At 69.0% G+C, this 16,720-nt stretch carries 15 protein-coding genes; 3 read left to right on the top strand and 12 right to left on the bottom strand.

The window, feature by feature from the left end; all coding sequences use genetic code 11:
• Positions 1-8 precede the first annotated feature (8 nt).
• The 11 genes from XAN126_RS0102485 to XAN126_RS0102535 form a co-directional block, all read right to left on the bottom strand.
• Positions 9-815: an enoyl-CoA hydratase-related protein gene (locus XAN126_RS0102485; protein ID WP_024277021.1), complete on the bottom strand. Its 807-nt coding sequence runs from the start codon at positions 813-815 to the stop codon at positions 9-11.
• 42 nt (positions 816-857) lie between these two features.
• Complete coding sequence (locus XAN126_RS0102490) at positions 858-2,402, bottom strand: AMP-binding protein (RefSeq protein ID WP_024277022.1); 1,545 nt, start codon at positions 2,400-2,402, stop codon at positions 858-860.
• Positions 2,395-2,913: a (2Fe-2S)-binding protein gene (locus XAN126_RS0102495; protein ID WP_024277023.1), complete on the bottom strand. Its 519-nt coding sequence runs from the start codon at positions 2,911-2,913 to the stop codon at positions 2,395-2,397. The genes XAN126_RS0102490 and XAN126_RS0102495 overlap by 8 nt, the downstream gene beginning before the upstream one ends.
• The gene (locus XAN126_RS0102500) at positions 2,901-3,725 is read right to left on the bottom strand and encodes an FAD binding domain-containing protein (RefSeq protein WP_024277024.1); all 825 of its coding nucleotides are present in this window, start codon (positions 3,723-3,725) and stop codon (positions 2,901-2,903) included. The genes XAN126_RS0102495 and XAN126_RS0102500 overlap by 13 nt, the downstream gene beginning before the upstream one ends.
• Positions 3,722-6,715, bottom strand: a complete 2,994-nt coding sequence (locus XAN126_RS0102505) for a molybdopterin cofactor-binding domain-containing protein (RefSeq protein WP_024277025.1) — start codon at positions 6,713-6,715, stop codon at positions 3,722-3,724. The genes XAN126_RS0102500 and XAN126_RS0102505 overlap by 4 nt, the downstream gene beginning before the upstream one ends.
• Positions 6,716-6,918: 203 nt before the next feature.
• The gene (locus tag XAN126_RS0102510) at positions 6,919-7,758 is read right to left on the bottom strand and encodes an AraC family transcriptional regulator (RefSeq protein WP_024277026.1); all 840 of its coding nucleotides are present in this window, start codon (positions 7,756-7,758) and stop codon (positions 6,919-6,921) included.
• A 17-nt stretch (positions 7,759-7,775) separates the two neighbouring features.
• The gene (locus XAN126_RS0102515) at positions 7,776-8,546 is read right to left on the bottom strand and encodes an ABC transporter permease (protein ID WP_024277027.1); all 771 of its coding nucleotides are present in this window, start codon (positions 8,544-8,546) and stop codon (positions 7,776-7,778) included.
• A complete protein-coding gene (locus XAN126_RS0102520) occupies positions 8,546-9,382 on the bottom strand; it encodes an ABC transporter ATP-binding protein (RefSeq protein WP_024277028.1) in 837 nt (278 codons plus the stop codon). The genes XAN126_RS0102515 and XAN126_RS0102520 overlap by 1 nt, the downstream gene beginning before the upstream one ends.
• 66 nt (positions 9,383-9,448) lie before the next feature.
• A complete protein-coding gene (locus XAN126_RS0102525; RefSeq protein ID WP_024277029.1) occupies positions 9,449-10,489 on the bottom strand; it encodes an ABC transporter substrate-binding protein in 1,041 nt (346 codons plus the stop codon).
• A 90-nt stretch (positions 10,490-10,579) separates the two neighbouring features.
• Positions 10,580-12,013, bottom strand: coding sequence for a UbiD family decarboxylase (locus XAN126_RS0102530; RefSeq protein WP_038224948.1), 1,434 nt, complete (start codon positions 12,011-12,013; stop codon positions 10,580-10,582).
• A gap of 35 nt (positions 12,014-12,048) precedes the next feature.
• Complete coding sequence (locus XAN126_RS0102535; protein ID WP_024277030.1) at positions 12,049-12,669, bottom strand: UbiX family flavin prenyltransferase; 621 nt, start codon at positions 12,667-12,669, stop codon at positions 12,049-12,051.
• A gap of 263 nt (positions 12,670-12,932) precedes the next feature.
• On the opposite strand from XAN126_RS0102535, the gene XAN126_RS0102540 reads away from it, so the two are divergent.
• Both XAN126_RS0102540 and XAN126_RS0102545 read left to right on the top strand, forming a co-directional pair.
• A complete protein-coding gene (locus XAN126_RS0102540) occupies positions 12,933-13,922 on the top strand; it encodes a LysR family transcriptional regulator (RefSeq protein ID WP_024277031.1) in 990 nt (329 codons plus the stop codon).
• 78 nt (positions 13,923-14,000) lie between these two features.
• Complete coding sequence (locus XAN126_RS0102545; protein ID WP_024277032.1) at positions 14,001-15,278, top strand: alpha-hydroxy acid oxidase; 1,278 nt, start codon at positions 14,001-14,003, stop codon at positions 15,276-15,278.
• Positions 15,279-15,330: 52 nt separating this feature from the next.
• Here XAN126_RS0102545 and XAN126_RS25945 read toward each other — a convergent pair whose 3' ends face one another.
• Positions 15,331-15,834, bottom strand: a complete 504-nt coding sequence (locus XAN126_RS25945) for a TIGR02444 family protein (protein ID WP_024277033.1) — start codon at positions 15,832-15,834, stop codon at positions 15,331-15,333.
• A 118-nt stretch (positions 15,835-15,952) separates the two neighbouring features.
• Here XAN126_RS25945 and XAN126_RS0102555 point away from each other — a divergent pair, with 118 nt between their 5' ends.
• Positions 15,953-16,681 (top strand): alpha/beta hydrolase, encoded by a 729-nt coding sequence (locus tag XAN126_RS0102555; RefSeq protein ID WP_024277034.1) that lies wholly within the window; start codon positions 15,953-15,955, stop codon positions 16,679-16,681.
• Positions 16,682-16,720 lie beyond the last annotated feature (39 nt).

The following is a 16,720-nucleotide window of genomic DNA, read 5'->3' on the forward strand; positions in this document are numbered from 1 at the left end:
TTGTGTGTTCAGCAGCCCTTGAAGTCGGGCTTGCGTTTCTCGTGGAAGGCCTCGACGCCCTCCTTGAAGTCGTGCGACTGCCGCAGGCGGCTGTAACAGTGGCCTTCCAGCTCGATGGCGATGGAGAGCGGGGAATCCTCGGTGTCGTTGAGCAGCTTCTTCGCCGTGCGCTGGGCCATGGGCGAGAAGGCGACGAGTTCGTCCACGAGGGCGTCGGTGGCCTTCTCAAGATCCGCGTCGGCGACCTTCTCGGTGGCGATGCCCCAGTCGAGGGCCTGTTGGGAGTTGATGCGCTTGGAGCGCATCACGATGTCCTTGGTGCGGGTGATGCCCACCATCATCTGCAGGCGCGCGGAGCCGCCCGAGCCGGGGATCTGGCCCAGCTTCTGCTCGGGCAGGGCATATTGAGTGGTGTCGGTCACGATGCGGAAGTCGCAGGCGAGCGACAGCTCGAAGCCCACGCCGAAGCAGAAGCCCCGGTTGGCGGCGATGACGGGCTTGGACGCCCGGAACGGGGCGGCGATGTTCCAGGCGAGCTTGGAGACGGTCTCGGGCGAGGCCTCCATGAAGCCCTTGATGTTGCCGCCGGAGGAGAAGTGCTCGCCCACCGCGCGCACCACGATGACGCGCACGCGATCGTCCTCGTCCAGCCTCTCGAACACGAGGCGCAGCTGGTCGCGCTGGGGCATGGAGACGATGTTGAAGGGCGGGCGGTTCAGGATGATGTCGGCGCGCTGTTTGGCTTCGTCGATTTCCACGCCGAACCCGTCCAGCTTGGCGAGGCGGGGATCGGCGAAGGTGTAGGCTACGGCCATCTTGGATTTCCTTCTGGATGAACGTGAATTGGCAAGAAGAGGTCAGGCGGCGGAGTGGGCGGTGTCCGCCTCGGCCACGTATTCACCGGCGACGAGCTGGCGGCGCAGAAGCTTGCCCACCGGGGATTTCGGGATGTCGGCCACGAACACGAAGCGGCGCGGGCGCTTGAAATTGGCGAGGCCCGAGGTGCGGCACCAGGCGTCCAGTTCGCCCGCATCCACCAGCGCGGCGCGCTTGACGAAGGCGACGACGATCTTGCCCCACTTCTCGTCGGGCAGGCCCACCACCGCCACCTCGGACACGGCGGGGTGAAGGGACAGGCAGCTCTCGATCTCCACGGGCGAGACGTTCTCGCCGCCGGTGATGATCATGTCGTCCACTCGGCCGGTGACGAAGAGGTCGCCGTCGGCGTCGAGGAAGCCGGTGTCGCCGGTGAAGTACCAGCCGTCGCGCAGGGACTTCGCATCGGCCTCGGGGCGGCGCCAGTAGCCCTCGAAGGATTCATCCCCGGCCAGCAGGGCGATGATCTCGCCTTCCTCCCCCTCCGCCACGATCTCGTCGGCCGAGGTGGCGCCGAGGCGCACCACGCGCACCATCTGGTTGATGCCCGCGCGGCCGGCCGAGCCGGGCTTGAGGATGGCCTTCTGGTCGATGGTGAAGGTATAGATTTCCGAGGAACCGTAATGGTTCACGAACAGCTCGGGCCTGAACTCGGCATCGAGCTTTTTCAGAAGACCATCGGTCATGGAGGCGCCGGCGAAGCCCAGCTTGCGCACGCTCGACACGTCGGTGGTGGCGAAGGCGGGATCGTGCACGAGGTCGTGGTAGAGCGTCGGCACCAGATAGAGATTGGTGACGCGCTCGCGCGCGATCAGCGCCAGCGCGCTTTTCGTGTCGTAGCGCGGCAGGCACACGAAGGTGCCGCCGATGACCGACATGGCGAGGAGCGAACGCACCCCCATGGTGTGGTAGAGCGGCATGACGCCCAGCGTCACCTCGCCCCGCCGATAGAGGTTCTGCGCCACATGGGCGATGCCCGCCGCCCGCTCCGCCCGGTGGCGGCGGGGCACGCCCTTGGGGCGGGAGGTGGTGCCGGAGGTGTAGAGCATGATGGACCAGGCATCGGCGCCCGCCCGCGGCAGCGGCTCCGGCGCCGCGTTCGCAAGAAGCGCGGCGAAGGGCACGGCGCCTTCCATGCTCGTGCCTACGGCGATGGTCAGCAGCCCAGCGGCGCGCGTCGCGCCCCGGACGGCTTCGGCGGAGACCTCTTCGAACACCAGCGCTTTGGCCTCCGCATTCTCCAGCGCGAAGTCGATCTCGTCGGCCTTGCTGCGCCAGTTGATGGGGGTGATGACGATGCCGGCGAACTGGCAGGCCCAGTGCAGGGTCGCCGCCTCGAACCGGTTCTGCAGCACGCTCACCAGATGGTCGCCGGGCTTCAGCCCCAGCTTGTCGAAGGCTGCGACCACGGCGCCGATCCTGCCGAGCCAGTCGCGGTAGGTGAGGCGCAGGTCGCCGTCCACGATGGCGATGGCCCCCGGATCGCGCGCCACGCTGGCGAGGAAGCTGGTGCCGAGGTCAAGCATGGGCGGTTTTCCCTTGGACGTCGCGAAGCTCCGCCGCCGCTTCCAGCGCGGCGCGGACGATGGGCGTGTAGCCGGTGCAGCGGCACAGATGGCCGGAGAGGAGATCGCGCACCGCCGCCTCGCTCGGGTCCGGCTCCGCCTTCAGGAACACGTCGAGCGACATGAGGATGCCGGCGGTGCAGAAGCCGCACTGCAGCGCGTGGTGGCGGCGGAAGGCGGCCTGAAGAACGGACAGGCGATCCGGCGCCGGGGCGAGGCCCTCCACGGTGCGGATGGCGCTTCCCTCCACCTGCACGGCGAGTGTCATGCAGGCGCGGGTGAGCATCCCGTCCACATCCACGGTGCAGGCGCCGCAGACGCCGTGCTCGCAGCCCACATGGGTGCCGGTGGCGCCGATCTCGTGGCGCAGGAAATCGGAGAGCAGGGTGCGCGGGGCGGCCTGCCCCGCCACCGGGTGGCCGTTGAGGGTAAAGCGCACGGTGTGGCGCGCGGCGGCGCTCAGGCGCGGCATCCTTTGGCCTCCTCGATGGTGGCGCGGCCGATGCGGCGCACCAGCTCGCGGCGATAGCGGGCGGTGGCGTGCACGTCGTCGCGGGCGTCCAGCTCCCACGCGAGGGCATTGAGCGCGTCGTCGAGCGCTGAGCCGTCGAGCAGCGGAAAATCACGCGCCACCGGCATGTCGGCGACGCCGCCCACGCCCAGGCGGATGCCTGTGTGCGAGACCAGCGCCGCACAGGCGACGATGGCGAAATCCCCATGGCGGCGGGCGATCTCGCGGAAGGCGGTGCCTTCTCCGTGCGGCGTGGGGAAGGAGACCGCCTCGATCATCTCGTCGTCGGCCTTGGCTGTCGCCATCATGCCGGTGAAGAAGTCGTCGGCTGCCACCTTGCGCGCCGTTTTGGCGCTCCTGAGGTGCACATGGCCCTTCAGTGTCACGAGACAGAGCGGCAGCTCGGCACTCGGGTCCGCATGGGCGATGGACCCGCACACGGTGCCGCGGCTGCGGGTCTGGGCGTGGCCCGTGAAGGGCAGGGCCTTGGCGATGAGCGGCGCGGCATGGCCCAGCCCGTTGGAGGCCAGCAGCCGTGCCTGCCGCACGCCGGCGCCGATCTTCAGCGCGCCGGTCTCCTCGTCCATCCGGGCGAGGGGCGCGACGCGCATGATGTCCACCAGCACCTTGGGCCGGGCGAGGCGCATGTTGAGCATGGCCATGAAGGACATGCCGCCGGCGAGGATGCGGGCGTCGGAGCCCTCCTCGCGCAGCACGGCAAGGGCCTCGTCCACGCTCTCGGCGCGGACGTAATCGAAGGGCGCTGGCTTCATGGCGCTTCCCTCCCCAGAAGCGTGGAGAGCCGGGCGAGGAGCCGCGAAACGAGGCCGGCCTCTGCCGCCCCGCCGCCCGCCTTGCGGGCGAGGGCGGCGAAGAACTGGCCGATGATGACCTTGGCCGCGCCGTCCAGCAGCCGCCCGCCGACGCTCGCCACCTTGCCGCCGACAAAGGCCTCGTAGGTGTAGGACAGCTCCGTCCCGCCCGTGCCGTCCGGCGTCAGAGTTATGCGGCCGGAGCCGCCGCCGAAGCCGAGGTTTCCGTCCACTTTGCCGGAGAGGGTTACGGCCCTGGGCGGGTCGAGATCGGAGAGCGCGACCTGCGCTTTGTAGCGGCCTTTCACCGGACCGATGCCCAGCGTCACGTCGGCGGTGAACTTGGTGTCGGAGACTTTGCGCACGTCGTGGGCGCCGGGGATTATGGCGGCGAGTGTGTCCGGGTCCAGCAGCATGGCCCACACGGCCTCGGGGGCGGCCGAGACGCGGGCCTTGCCGGCGCCGCGCATGAGCCGCTCGCCCTTGCCGGAGGGGGCCGGAGCCGCCATGGCACGGGCACCCGCAGGAGCCGGCGGCTCGGCGCCATGGATCAGCGCCGCGACGGCGGAGGGCGCCAGTGGCAGGCGCACGTCGGTGATGCCCAGCGCATCCGCCACCGCATTGGCGATGCAGGCGGGGGTGGACATGCAATTGCCCTCGCCCACGCCCTTGGCGCCCAGCGGCGTGAAGGGGGAGGGGGTCTCAGTATGGACGATGACCGGCTCGGGCACCTCCATGGCGGTGGGCACGAGATAGTCCGCGAAGGTGCCGGTCAGGAAGCTGCCGTCGTCCCCATAGGCGTATTCCTCCAGCAAAGCGGCGCCGAGCGCATGGGCGAAGCCGCCGCGGATCTGGCCGTCCACCATGCCGGGGTGGAGGATGGTGCCGCAATCATGCGCGGTCACGTAGCGGTCGATGCGGATTTCGCCCGTGTCGCGGTCGATCTCGATGCCGCAATAATCGAAGATGAAGCCGTGGCAGAGGGAGGAATTGATATGGTCGCCCGCGTCCGCCGCGGTGAGTTCCGGCGGGCTCCAGAACACCGTCTCGCGGATGGTGGGCGCGACCCCCTCCGGCAGTTGCGCCGGCGCCCAGTGGGAGAGCGCGGCGACGCGGGAGAAGGGCAGGGCATTGGCCGGATTGGAGCGCGCCATGATCCTGCCGCCTGAGAACATCACGTCCTCTGCCGGCACGTTCAATTGCGCGGCGGCGACACGGGCGAGGCGCACGGCGATGCGGTCCGCCGCCAGCTTCGCGGCCCCCGCTACGGCGGCGGCGAAGCGGCTGGCGTAGTTGCCGGAGGCGATGGACCAGGCGTCCTTGGCCGTGTCCATCTCCGCATTCACGCGGATGTCGGAGGGCTTCAGCCCCAGCACGTCCGCCACCACCTGCGAGAGCACGGTGCGGTGACCCTGGCCCTGCGGCACGGAGGCGACGTGCACGCTCACCGAGCCCACCGGGTCGATGGTGATGGTGGCGGTGGCCTGCGCGCCGTTCTTCGGCCCCGCCTTGTGGCGCTCGGCCGGGGTGAGGACGGTGGCGATATAGCCCATGTTGGAGACCGAGGGCTCCACCACGGCGGCATAGCCGATGCCGTAGATTCGCCCCTCCGCGCGGGCCTTGTCGCGCCGGGCCAGAAGCTCGGCGAGGTCACCGGCCTGAAGGCCGAGATCCAGCGTCTTCTGGTAGTCCCCGGAATCGAGCAGCGCGCCGGAGGCGGTGCGATAGGGGAAGGCGTCCGCCGGCACGAGGTTGCGGCGGATCACCTCCAGCGGATCGAGCCCCAACTCCACGGCGATACGCTGCACCAGCCGTTCGAGGGCGAGATAGACCTGCGGGCCGCCGAAGCCCCGGTTGAGGCCGGTGGGGCACTTGTTGGTCACCACCACGCGGTTGCGGACCGTGAGGTTGCGGATGTCGTAGGCGCCGGTGAGGTTGCCGTGCATCCGGTAGAGCGTCGCCGGCTCGGGCGCCCGCAGATGGGCGCCGCAATCCTCTACCTGATCCCAGTCGAGGGCGGTGATGCGCCCGTCCGCCGTTACGGCGGCGGTGAGCGTGGTGGCGCGGTTGGTGGCCGAGACCGAGGCCATGAGATGTTCAAGGCGGTCCTCGATCCACTTCACCGGCCGGCCGGACACCCGCGCCGCAACGGCGCCGAGGACGATGTAGGGGAAGATGCCCTGCTTGATGCCGAACGAGCCGCCGCTGTCGCGGGGCGTGCGCAGGCGCAGGCGATTGCCCGGCACCTTCAGCGCCCGCGAGATCACCGCATGGATGGAAAACGGGCCCTGGAAATTGGCGAGGACGTCATAGGCATCCTCGTGCGGGTCGTATTCGGCCACGAGCCCGTAGGTCTCGATGGGCGTGCACGAATTGCGCGGATAGCGCACCGAGATGGCGATACGGTGCGCGGCCTCGGCGAACGCCTGTTCCGGGTCGCCATAGCGGAAGGTGCGGTCGGAGGCGATGTTGCGGGGGAAGCCGTCATGCAGCAGCGGCGCGCCGTCTTCCATGGCGGCGAGCGGGTCCACCACCGCCGGGCGCATCTCGTAGCTGACCTCGATGAGGTCGAGGGCATCCTCCGCCACGTAGCGGTCCTGTGCGACCACGAGGGCCACCGGCTCGCCGACGAAGCGCACCCGGTCCACCGCCATGGGCCAGCATTCCACCGGCGCCTTCACCCCCACCACGAGGGAGGTGGTGAGCTGCGCCACGTCCGCGCCGGTGAGCACGGCGGAAACGCCGGGCAGCGCCTTGGCGGCGGCGGTGTCGATGGCAACGATGTCGGCATGGGCGTGGGGCGCCCGCAGGATGGCCATGTGGAGCGTGCCGGGCTTTGTGCCCAGATCGTCCAGATAGCGGCCGCCGCCGGTGAGAAGGGCGGCATCCTCCACGCGCTCGATGGCGCGGCCGACCCATTCTCCCGCCTTGTCGTGCGGCGTCTCCAGCATCCCCGGCGCTTCCCTTCTTGCCCCGCAGGTGCGGCGGCTTTGGTTGGCGGGAAGGTGCAGGGACAGGGCGGCGCGGACCATGCCGAGCCGTCTCAGCTTTTACCGAGGAGTCTCATTTGCCGTTGTGCGCTGCGGTGGGAAATCGGTCGGGCGCCGCGCCTTAAAATCGAGCGCGGGCATGCACTTTCCGCGATGCCCCGGCGTCACATTGCGATGCGGGAGATGGCGCGGAATTCGCTCGGCGTCACGCCGGTATGGTCGCGGAAGAAGCGGGTGAAGTGGGAGGGCGCGGCAAAGCCGAGGCGTTCGCCGATATGGGTGAAACTGCCATCCTCGGCGGTCACGGCGGCCACCGCCGCCTCCACTCGCATGACGTTGAGATAGATGCGCGGCGGCACGTTGGTCGAGGCCTCGAACAGGCGAAAGAAGTGCGCGCGGGAGAGCCCCGCCTCCTTCGCCAGCGTCGACGTATCCACCTCCTCGGCGAGGTTGGCGCGCATGCCGTCCACCACGCGGCGGATGCGCCAGTCCATGCGGCGCTGGCCGTCCAAAGCGCGGATGGAGAAGCTGCGCCAGGGGGTGAAACGCTCCACCACGGCGATCATAAGGTCCGCCAGCAGCGCCTCGTGCACCGCCTTGGCATCGGGCTCGGCCATCATGGCGGCGGCGAGATCGTGGGTGAGGCGGTGGATGCGCGGCGACACCTCGCCGCCCGGCTGCGCGAAGAAGCCGGCGCCGCCCGAGGCGACCCAGCCGGGGCGGAAGGTCTTCAGCCACTCCGGTTCGATGTAGAGGGCGAGGATGATGGTCTTCGGCCGGCTCGGATCATGCACATAGGCATGGGGCTCCCAGCCGTTCACCAGAACGCACGAACGGTCGGTGAGGGGAACGAGCCCCTCGCCGACCGCGAATTGCGTGTCCGCGCCCTCGACCTTGAGGAGGACGTGGCAGTGCGGATGCGCATGGCGCACCAGCGGGCGGTCCATGTCCAGAAGGGCGACCCGCCCGAAGGCTCCGTGCGCGATCCGGAGCGCGTTCGACATCCGGCCTCTTTCTAAGCTTAAGCTTTCGCCTTCCAGGGGATCAGCATGCGCTCGATCTCGTCGAGGATGACGGAGAAGACGAAGCCGAGCAGCGCAATAACCAACAGCCCCACATACATGGTGTCAACCGTCAGCACCTGCCAGGCGTTCCAGATCATGTAGCCGATGCCGTCGGAGGCGGCGACCATCTCCGAGATGGCGATGAGGATGAGGCCCATGCCCATGGCGAGCTTCACCCCGGCCATGATGGAGGGCAGCGCCCCCGGCAGGGCGATGGTGCGGAACACCTGCCAGCGGCTGGCGCGGTAGTTGTGGCCGACATCGAGGTAGATCTTGTCGATGTTGGCGACGCCCATCACCGTATTGATGAGGATGGGATAGAAGGCGCCCAGCGCCACCATCACCACCTTGGACATCTCGCCAAGGCCGAAGATGAGCAGCACGAGGGGCAGGATGGCGCTCTTCGGAATGGGGTAGGTTGCCGAGATCAGGGGATCGATGGCCGCGCGTAGCGGCTTCGAGATGCCCATGGCGAGGCCGAGGAACAGCGCCGGCACGCCGCCGAGCAGCATGCCGAGGAGGAGGCGGCGCAGGCTGGCGAGGAGGTTGGTCCACAATTCGCCGGAAGCGACCAACGCGCCGAAGGTGTGGACGATGCTGGAGGGCGGCGGGAAGAAGCGGGCGTCGATGAGCCCCATGCGCGCCGCCACCTCCCACAGGCCGAGGAGAAGGAGGGGCGTGAGCAGCCCGATGAAGCGCTCGCCGAGGAGACCGGATCGTTTTGCCATCACTTGCCCCCCTCGGCGCTCATGCGGGCGCGCTGCACTTCGTCGCGCAGCTGTTCCCAGATATGGAACACCAGATCGCCGTAGGCGGGATCGTGGCGCAGTTCCAGCACGTTGCGGGGGCGGGCGAAGGGCACGTCGATGATGGCCTTCTCGCGCCCGGGATTGGCGGTCATGATCATGATGCGGTCGCCCAGCGTCACCGCCTCGTCCACCGAATGGGTGATGAAGACAACGGTCTTCTTGGTGGCTTCCCAGATGCGCAGCAATTCTTCATGCAGCAGCATCTTGTTTTGCTCGTCGAGGGCTGAGAACGGCTCGTCCATGAGCAGGATTTCCGGATCGTTGGCGAAGGCGCGCACGATGGAGACGCGCTGGCGCATGCCGCCGGAGAGCTGGTTGGGATAGCGGTCGCGGAAGCGGTAGAGGCCGATGCGCTCCAGCCAGAGCTTCACGCTCTCCGCCACGTCCTTCTCCGCCACGCCGCGCATGCGCAGGCCGTAGGCCGCGTTGTCGTAGACGGTCATCCAGGGAAACAGGCTGTCGCCCTGGAAGATCATGGAATTCTCCGGCCGGCTCGGGTCCGTCCGGTTCAGCTTCATGGTGCCTTCGCTGACGCTCTCCAGCCCCGCGAGCATGCGCAGGAGGGTGGTCTTGCCGCAGCCGGAGGGGCCGACGATGACGAAGAACTGGCCCTGCGGGATGTCGAGGTCGATGCCATCCACCGCCACGAAGCCGGACGAGCCGAAGTATTTGCGCACGCCGCGCATGGAAATCTGCACCGGCGGCGCGGATGCCGCCGGGCTCGGCTTCCCGTTCAACATGCTCACGACGGCCATCAATCTGTCCTCCGGATGCCGATGGGGCGAGCGCTGCGGGGGCGCCCCGCGCGCGCTGGTCGCGCGTCAGTTCTGGGCGGCCTTGTAGGGGCCGAGCGCCTTCAGGGTGGCGTCCGCGAACGAGGTGTCCACCACGTCGGAAACCTTGGCCGGGCGCTCCAGATAGCCGTTTTCGGTGAAGAACTTGAGGTCTTCCGCCATGCTCTGCGTATCGACCCTGCCGTCGGGATCGATGCCGTTCGGGATCATGGTCTTGAACAGCTCGGCGTCCTTCAGGCCGGTGGTGCGCATGATGGTCTTGATGACCTCATCCGCGCCCTTGCCGTCGAACTTCCCGCCCGCGGTGGCGTCGTTGAAGATACGGGCCGATTTCACATAGGCGTTCATGAAACGCTGGGCCACGTCGCGGCGCTTGGCGATGAAGTCGCCCCCATAGAGCAGCACGGCCACCTGCTGGTTGGGATAACCGTCCACCACGAAGCGGACGGCGACGCCATTGTTCACCGCCTGGGTCACGGACGGCTCGGTGCTGATGGCGGCGTCGATCGCGCCGGTGGTGAAGGCGGCGATCTGCTGGGGGTAGCCGATGTAAGTGTGGTTCACGTCCTTGTAGCCGAGGCCGGCCTTGGCGAGGAGATGCGCCATCTTGGCGTTGGTGGCCGCACCCGGTCCCACGGAGCCGACGCGCATGCCCTTGAGGTCGGCGATGGTCTTCACCTTGCCGCTGCCCACCAGCTCCTTGCGGACCATGAGCGGCATGTAGTCGTAATGGACCGGGGTGGAGCCCTTGTCGGCGACGACCTTGATGTTGATGCCGCGGGCGGCGGCATTGTAGAGCCCGGCGGAGGAGGCGCCGGCGCCCACGTCGATCTGGCCCGCGCCCAGCGGGGCGACCATCTTCGGCCCGGAATCGAAGGCGATCAGCTGCACGTCGAGGCCTTCCTGGGCGAAGATGCCGCGCTCCATGCCGAGGTGGAACACCACGTCCGACACCACATTGTTGATGCCGACCTTCACCTTGTCGGCGGCCTGCGCGGTGCCGGCGGAGGCCAAGGCCATCGCCAGCGCTCCGGCGCAGAAGAGGCGGCGGGTCGTCGTCCTGAACATCGAAATCCTCCCGGTCTGGCGGCCGGGACGTTGAGTGCCCGGCTTCTGTGTTGGTGCGCGGACTTGGGTCCGCGCCGGCTTCGGGTCAGGTCAGGAGACCTGGGCGACGATGCGGGCGAAGGCGGCGTTGGGGTCCTTCACCAGCGCGTCGGAGAGGTCCACGCTCTCCTCGCCCTTCACGCGGATGCGGCGGAAGGCGAGGGGATCGTCGGAGAGGGGAGCGGTGGCATCGAGGCCGAGCTTGGCGCTGATTCCGCCTGCATCGGTGGACGGATCGAGCTTGGAGCCCAGTGCCCCGGAGACCACCACCATGTCGCGGTCGGCCTGGAAGCGGGTTGCCACCGCCCACTCGATCTCGTCGGCGCTGGAGATGTCCACGTCCTTGTCCACCACCACCACCTGCTTCACGTCATAGTGGCCGCCGAAGGCGCACAGGATGATGTTCTTGGCCTCGCCCTCGCGCTCCTTGTCGATCTTTACGACGAGGTGATAGCGGCAGGTGCCGCCGCGGGTGAGGCGCACGTCCAGCACGTTGGGGAAGGACCGCTTGAGGTGCTGCAGCAGCGTCGCCTCGCGCGGCACGCCGCCCAGCACCAGATGCTCGAACGAGCCGCCGACGATGGTATGGTAGATGGGGTGACGGCGATGCGTCACCGCATCCACCTCGATCACCTCGCGGGCGGCGCGCGGGCCGTAATATTGCGGGAACTCGCCGAACGGGCCTTCCGGCTCGCGTACCTTGGGCAGGATGCGCCCTTCCACCACGATCTCGGCGGCGGCCGGCACGCGCACCGAATTGGTCCTGCACTTCACCACTTCAACCGGGCGGCCAAGCAGAGAGCCGGCGATCTCCATTTCGTCCTCGTCCAGCGCGCAGATGGCCTGCGAGGCGAGGAGCAGCGCCGGGTGGGCGCCGATGACGATGGCGATCTCCAGTGCCGCGCCAGCCTCTTCCGCCATGCGGTAATAAGCCAGCGTGTGGCGCGGCAGCAGCAGCACGCCGATGCGGTTCGGCCCGCTGATCTGGCAGCGGTGGATGGAGACGTTCTGCACGCCGGTGATGGGGTTGCGCGCGATCAGCAGGCCCGCGGTGATGTAGGGGCCGCTGTCCAGCTCGTTGTGCGAGGGAATGGGGAGCTGGGCGAGGAGATCCACTTGCGTGTGCACCACCTCCTGCACCGGGGCGGAGGTGACTTCCACACACGGCGTGGGCTTGGCTGCTGCGGCGAGGAAATGGGGCAGCAACTGGTCCTCGCCGACGCCGAGGGCATCGGCCACCCATGCGCGCTGGGTGAAGAGGTTCACCACGACAGGCATGTCGTGCGTCTTGCCATCCGCGCCCACGGGGTGGGGGAACAGCACCGCTCTGTCGCGCTCGGTGCGCTTGGCCACGGCAGCGAGATTGTCGGCCAGCGGCAAATTCTCCCGCGCGACCGCCAGCCGGCCATGGGCGGCGAGGTCGGCGAGCCAGGACCGCAGATCGGGCGGCGTCTGCGCGGCGGGACGGGGGCGGGGGTCCAACATGATCTCAGGTTCCGCTGGTCGGGATGTTCGGGCGTTCAGCTGGCGGGCGCGATCTGGCGCAGGGGCGGCTTACGGTGGCGCGGGCCGCTTCCCTCGCCCCAGCGGCGCACGGCGCCCACCTCGATATCGAACAGATCGAGCACCCGCCCGACCGTATGGTCGATCATCTCTTCGAGACTGGCGGGGCGCGAGTAGAAGGCCGGCATGGGCGGGGAGATGATGGCCCCCATCTCCGAAACTTGCGTCATGGTGCGCAGGTGGCCGGTGTGCAGCGGCGTCTCGCGCGCCATCAGCACCAGACGGCGGCGCTCCTTCAGCACCACGTCGGCCGCGCGGCTGAGCAGGCTGGAGGTGACGCCGGACGCGATCTCGGACATGGAGCGCATGGAGCAGGGCGCCACCACCATGCCCATGGTGCGGAAGGAGCCGGAGGAGATGGCGGCGGCCATGTCGTCATTGGAATGGCAGACGCTGGCGAGGGCCTTCACGTCCGCCACCTTGCGGTCGGTCTCGTGGGCGAGCGTGATCTCGGCGGTGCGCGACATCACGAGGTGCGTCTCGATGCCGGCGGCACGCAGCAGCTCCAGCATCCGCACGCCATAGATCACGCCGGAGGCGCCGGAGATGCCGACGACGAGACGCTTGTGATCCTGCATGGCATCTCCTCCGCGTGCTGCCGCACGCATGGCTGAGGCCGGAGGGGAGATGTGGAGAAAGGCAAGGCGCATCATGCGGGCGCCATGCGCCCGGCCTTGCCGACGATCCCTCCCCGCCACGGGCCGTTTCGGCCTTCTGGGCGACGGCTCCATGAGCCGGTCATCGAGTCATAGACAAAGGTCGTAATCACTGCAAATAATGAATGATTATCGACGCCATCATTCATGCTGATTTCAGGCGTGGCCGCGAAGGACAATCCGCGATGGACCTCAGGCAGATGCAGTATTTCCTGTGCCTCGCGGAGACCGGCAACGTCACCCGGGCGGCGCGGCAGCTCAACATCGTGCAGCCGGCGCTCAGCATGCAGATCGCCAAGCTGGAGGCCGAGTTCGGCAAGAAGCTCTTTGACCGCACCGCCCACGGCGTTTCCACCACCCCGGCGGGGGAGGCGCTGGCGCGGCTCATCTCGCCCATCGTTCGCGATGTGGAGCACGCCATGCAGGAGATGGCGCGGCTCGACGGGCGGGTGTCCGGCCGGGTGGTGGTGGGGCTCATCACCTCGGTGGCGCAGAGCACGCTGGCGAACTCTTCCGCCACCGTCGCGGCGCGCTATCCGGACGTGGAATTCTCCGCCTGCGAGGGCTACACCGAGACCATGATGGACTGGGTGACGACCGGCCAGCTTGACCTGGCCATCATCAATGTTCCACGGCAGAAAAGGGGGCTCGCCTCCCAGCACATCCTCGACGAGGAGATGGTGTTCGCCACGCGCACCGATTCACCCCTCAATGTGCCGGACAGCCTCGGCTTTTCCGATCTTGGCGGGCTCGATCTGGTGCTGCCGTCCAAGCGCCACGGCCTGCGGGCGATCCTTGAGGCGCAGGCGGCGGAGGCCGGCATCGAGCTGAAGCCGCGCATCGAGATCGACACGCTCTCCGCCATCTGCGAGGTGGTGGCGACGACGGACCTCGCCACCGTGCTGCCCACCATCGCCTTGCATCAGATGCTTGCGGCCGGACGGGTCCGCGGGCATCGCTTCGCCGCCCCGCTCACACGGTCCATCGCCGTGGTGCACCACCCGCGCCGGGCCATCTCGGCGGCGGCCCATGCGGTGGTGGAGGTGATCCGGCAGGATCTGGTGGATGCCGCCACCTCCGCCGCCACCTTCGTGCGCGCCGCGGCGCCGGTGTCGCCCGCGCGGCGGCGGGGGCGGGGAAAGATCAGTCGCGCTGATTTCCCCGATAATCCGTAATTATTTGCGGTGATGGCGGCCCACGCTCTACCACAGCGGGAACAAGACAAGACGAGGAAACGCCATGGGAGCCGTGCGATGACGGACCGCGCCATCAGCGGGCGCGCTTCTCAACCCGCCTCCGTTCCACCCGCCTCCGCGCCCGCCGCAGCCTGGGGCGCCGGCTCCGGCACCAGCGCCGCCGCGCGGCTGAAGCAGCGCATGCCGACGCTCGACTATCTGGAGCGCGCCGCCCGCCGCCGTATCCCGCGCTTCGCCTGGGATTTCCTCGAAGGCGGCACCGGCGCCGATGTGGGCATCGCCGAGAACCGCGCGGCGCTGGACGCCGTGAAGCTGGTGCCGCGCTATGGCGCGCCGGGACCGGTGGATACGAGCATCGATCTCTTCGGCACCCGCTACAGCGCACCCATCGGCATCTCGCCGGTGGGCGTGGACGGGCTGGTGTGGCCCGGCGCCACGCAGCTCCTCGCCCAAGCGGCGGCGAAGGCGCGCATTCCCTATGTGGTGGGCACGCTGGCCAGCGCCTCCATCGAGGAGGTGGCGGCGTTTGCCGGCGACTGCACCTGGTTCCAGCTCTATGGCCTGCCGGGGCGGGACCATCTCGTCACCCTCGATCTGGTGCGTCGGGCCGAGGCGGCGGGCGCCCGCGCCCTCGTGGCGACGCTGGACGCGCCGGTGCGCTCCAAGCGCCCGCGGGACCTCAACAACGGCCTCGTCGTGCCCTTCCGGACCACGGCCCGCACCGTGCGCGACGTGGCGCTCGCCTTGCCGTGGGCGCTGGCGCTGGCGAAGGCGGGCACGCCGCAGTTCGCCAACATGGCGCCCTATGTGGCGGCGCCCGCGACCCTGCCCAGGACCGCCGGCTTGGTGCAGAGCGAGATCAAGGGCACCTTTTCGTGGGAGGCGGTGAAGCGCCTGCGCGATGCCTGGCCGCGTGGGCTGGTGATGAAGGGCATTATGCATCCCGCCGATGCGGAAATGGCGATTTCCATCGGCGTGGATGGCATCCTCGTCTCCAACCATGGCGGCCGCCAGCTCGATGCCGCACCGGCCGCCATCGACGTTCTGCCGGCCATCGCGTCTACAGTGGGGACGCGCGCCACCGTGTTGTTCGACAGCGGCATCCGCTCCGGCCTCGATGTGGCGCGCGCGCTGGCGCTGGGGGCCACCAGCACCTTCTGCGGACGCGCCTTCCTCATCGGCCTCGCCGGCATCGGCGATGGCGGCGCGGACTATGTGGCGGAGCTGCTCACCGAGGAAGTGCAGGTGGCCATGGGCCAGCTCGGTGTGCGCGATCTCGCCTCCCTCAAGGGCGTGGAGCGGCGGCACGCGGGCGCCTTCGCATTCCGGCCGTGACGGGGGTGATTGCGGCCTCATGAATCCCGGTCAGGGCTGCGCGCGCTGAGGCTCAGATCGCGGCTACGATGGCCCGCACGGCGGCCTCTTCCTCATCCGTGAGCTGCCGGCCGGCGAACGACACCACCACCTGCGCCATGGCGGCGCGGGCGAGGGCTGCCGCATCGACCTCGGGCGGCGCAAGCGGGCCGGCGGGGAGCGTGCCCAGCTCTTCCAGCTCGATGATCTCGGCGGCGATCTCGATGGCCTGCACCTGCGCGCGCAGCTTCGCCGTGCGGTCGTCCGGCGCGGGGCTGGGGCCGGTCTTCAGGCGGCGACGCACGGTGCGCAGGGCCTTCACCACCTCATTGTGCCAGTCCGCCACGAGCGCCCGCGCGGCGGTGATGTCGGCGGCACCCACCTCCTGCCGCAGCGCCGCCCCGCGCCAGGCGGCGAAGAGGAGGATATTGACGTCGAGCCCGGTCGCTTCCTGCAGGACGAGGCAGGCGGGCGGCACGCCTTCGCGGCCATATAGGGCGAGGGCGAAGTCCTTCAGGGTGGGGGTCTCGTCCGCCATCGTCGCGCCCTTTCTTGTCTCCGGCGAAGGCTTAAGGGAGGGGCGCTCCGGGCGCAATTCATCCGCATTGCCGCGCCGGCGGAAGGCTGCTTCACTCCGTCGAAACGGAGGCGCGCCCATGCCCGGAGATGAGATTTCGCCGAAGACCTTTGTGCTCGTCCACGGCGCATGGCACGGCGGCTGGTGCTGGCGGGAGGTGGCGGACCTCCTGCTCGGGCGCGGCCATCGCGTGTTCGCGCCGACCCTCACCGGCCTCGGCGAGCGGCGCCATCTCATGAGCCCCGACATCAGCCTCGCCACCTTCGTCGCCGATGTGGCCGGCGTGATCGAGGTGGAGGAATTGGGCGACCTCATCCTCGTCGGCCACAGCCATGGCGGCGCGGTCATCAGCGGCGTGGCGGACGCCATGCCCGAGCGCATCCGCGCGCTCGTCTATCTCGACGCCACCATCCTCCAGAATGGCGAGAGCGCCTTCGGCGTGCTGCCGGCGGAGGTGGTGGCGGAGCGGCGGCGCAAGGTGTTGGAGGCGGGCGGCATCGCCATGCCGGTGCCTGAAGTGACGGCCTTCGGCGTCCCCGCCGATCATCCCCGCGCGGACTGGGTGCGCCGCCGCCTCACGCCCCATCCGGTGGGCTCCTACGAGAGCCCGCTCGCGCTCTCCCATCCCGTGGGCAACGGGCGGCCCTCTACCTACATCTCCTGCACGGACCCGCTCTATCTGCCCATGGAGCCGGCGCGGGCCTACGCGCGGCAGGCGGGCTGGACCTTCATCGAGATGCCCACCGGCCACGACGCCATGGTGCTGCAGCCGGAGGCGCTGGCGGGGCTGCTGGAGGGGGTGGGGTGAGGTTTGGAAGAAGGAACCGCCGTCATGCCCCGGCTTGTC

Source organism: Xanthobacter sp. 126 (assembly GCF_000526175.1).
Taxonomy (GTDB): Bacteria; Pseudomonadota; Alphaproteobacteria; order Rhizobiales; family Xanthobacteraceae; genus Xanthobacter; species Xanthobacter aminoxidans.

What these genes read in the sequence shown, in the direction of transcription:
- XAN126_RS0102485 (WP_024277021.1), bottom strand. Translation starts at nt 815, where the DNA reads ATGGCCGTAGCCTACACCTTCGCCGATCCCCGCCTCGCCAAGCTGGAC.
- XAN126_RS0102490 (WP_024277022.1), bottom strand. Translation starts at nt 2,402, where the DNA reads ATGCTTGACCTCGGCACCAGCTTCCTCGCCAGCGTGGCGCGCGATCCG.
- XAN126_RS0102495 (WP_024277023.1), bottom strand. Translation starts at nt 2,913, where the DNA reads ATGCCGCGCCTGAGCGCCGCCGCGCGCCACACCGTGCGCTTTACCCTC.
- XAN126_RS0102500 (WP_024277024.1), bottom strand. Translation starts at nt 3,725, where the DNA reads ATGAAGCCAGCGCCCTTCGATTACGTCCGCGCCGAGAGCGTGGACGAG.
- XAN126_RS0102505 (WP_024277025.1), bottom strand. Translation starts at nt 6,715, where the DNA reads ATGCTGGAGACGCCGCACGACAAGGCGGGAGAATGGGTCGGCCGCGCC.
- XAN126_RS0102510 (WP_024277026.1), bottom strand. Translation starts at nt 7,758, where the DNA reads ATGTCGAACGCGCTCCGGATCGCGCACGGAGCCTTCGGGCGGGTCGCC.
- XAN126_RS0102515 (WP_024277027.1), bottom strand. Translation starts at nt 8,546, where the DNA reads ATGGCAAAACGATCCGGTCTCCTCGGCGAGCGCTTCATCGGGCTGCTC.
- XAN126_RS0102520 (WP_024277028.1), bottom strand. Translation starts at nt 9,382, where the DNA reads ATGGCCGTCGTGAGCATGTTGAACGGGAAGCCGAGCCCGGCGGCATCC.
- XAN126_RS0102525 (WP_024277029.1), bottom strand. Translation starts at nt 10,489, where the DNA reads ATGTTCAGGACGACGACCCGCCGCCTCTTCTGCGCCGGAGCGCTGGCG.
- XAN126_RS0102530 (WP_038224948.1), bottom strand. Translation starts at nt 12,013, where the DNA reads ATGTTGGACCCCCGCCCCCGTCCCGCCGCGCAGACGCCGCCCGATCTG.
- XAN126_RS0102535 (WP_024277030.1), bottom strand. Translation starts at nt 12,669, where the DNA reads ATGCAGGATCACAAGCGTCTCGTCGTCGGCATCTCCGGCGCCTCCGGC.
- XAN126_RS0102540 (WP_024277031.1), top strand. Translation starts at nt 12,933, where the DNA reads ATGGACCTCAGGCAGATGCAGTATTTCCTGTGCCTCGCGGAGACCGGC.
- XAN126_RS0102545 (WP_024277032.1), top strand. Translation starts at nt 14,001, where the DNA reads ATGACGGACCGCGCCATCAGCGGGCGCGCTTCTCAACCCGCCTCCGTT.
- XAN126_RS25945 (WP_024277033.1), bottom strand. Translation starts at nt 15,834, where the DNA reads ATGGCGGACGAGACCCCCACCCTGAAGGACTTCGCCCTCGCCCTATAT.
- XAN126_RS0102555 (WP_024277034.1), top strand. Translation starts at nt 15,953, where the DNA reads ATGCCCGGAGATGAGATTTCGCCGAAGACCTTTGTGCTCGTCCACGGC.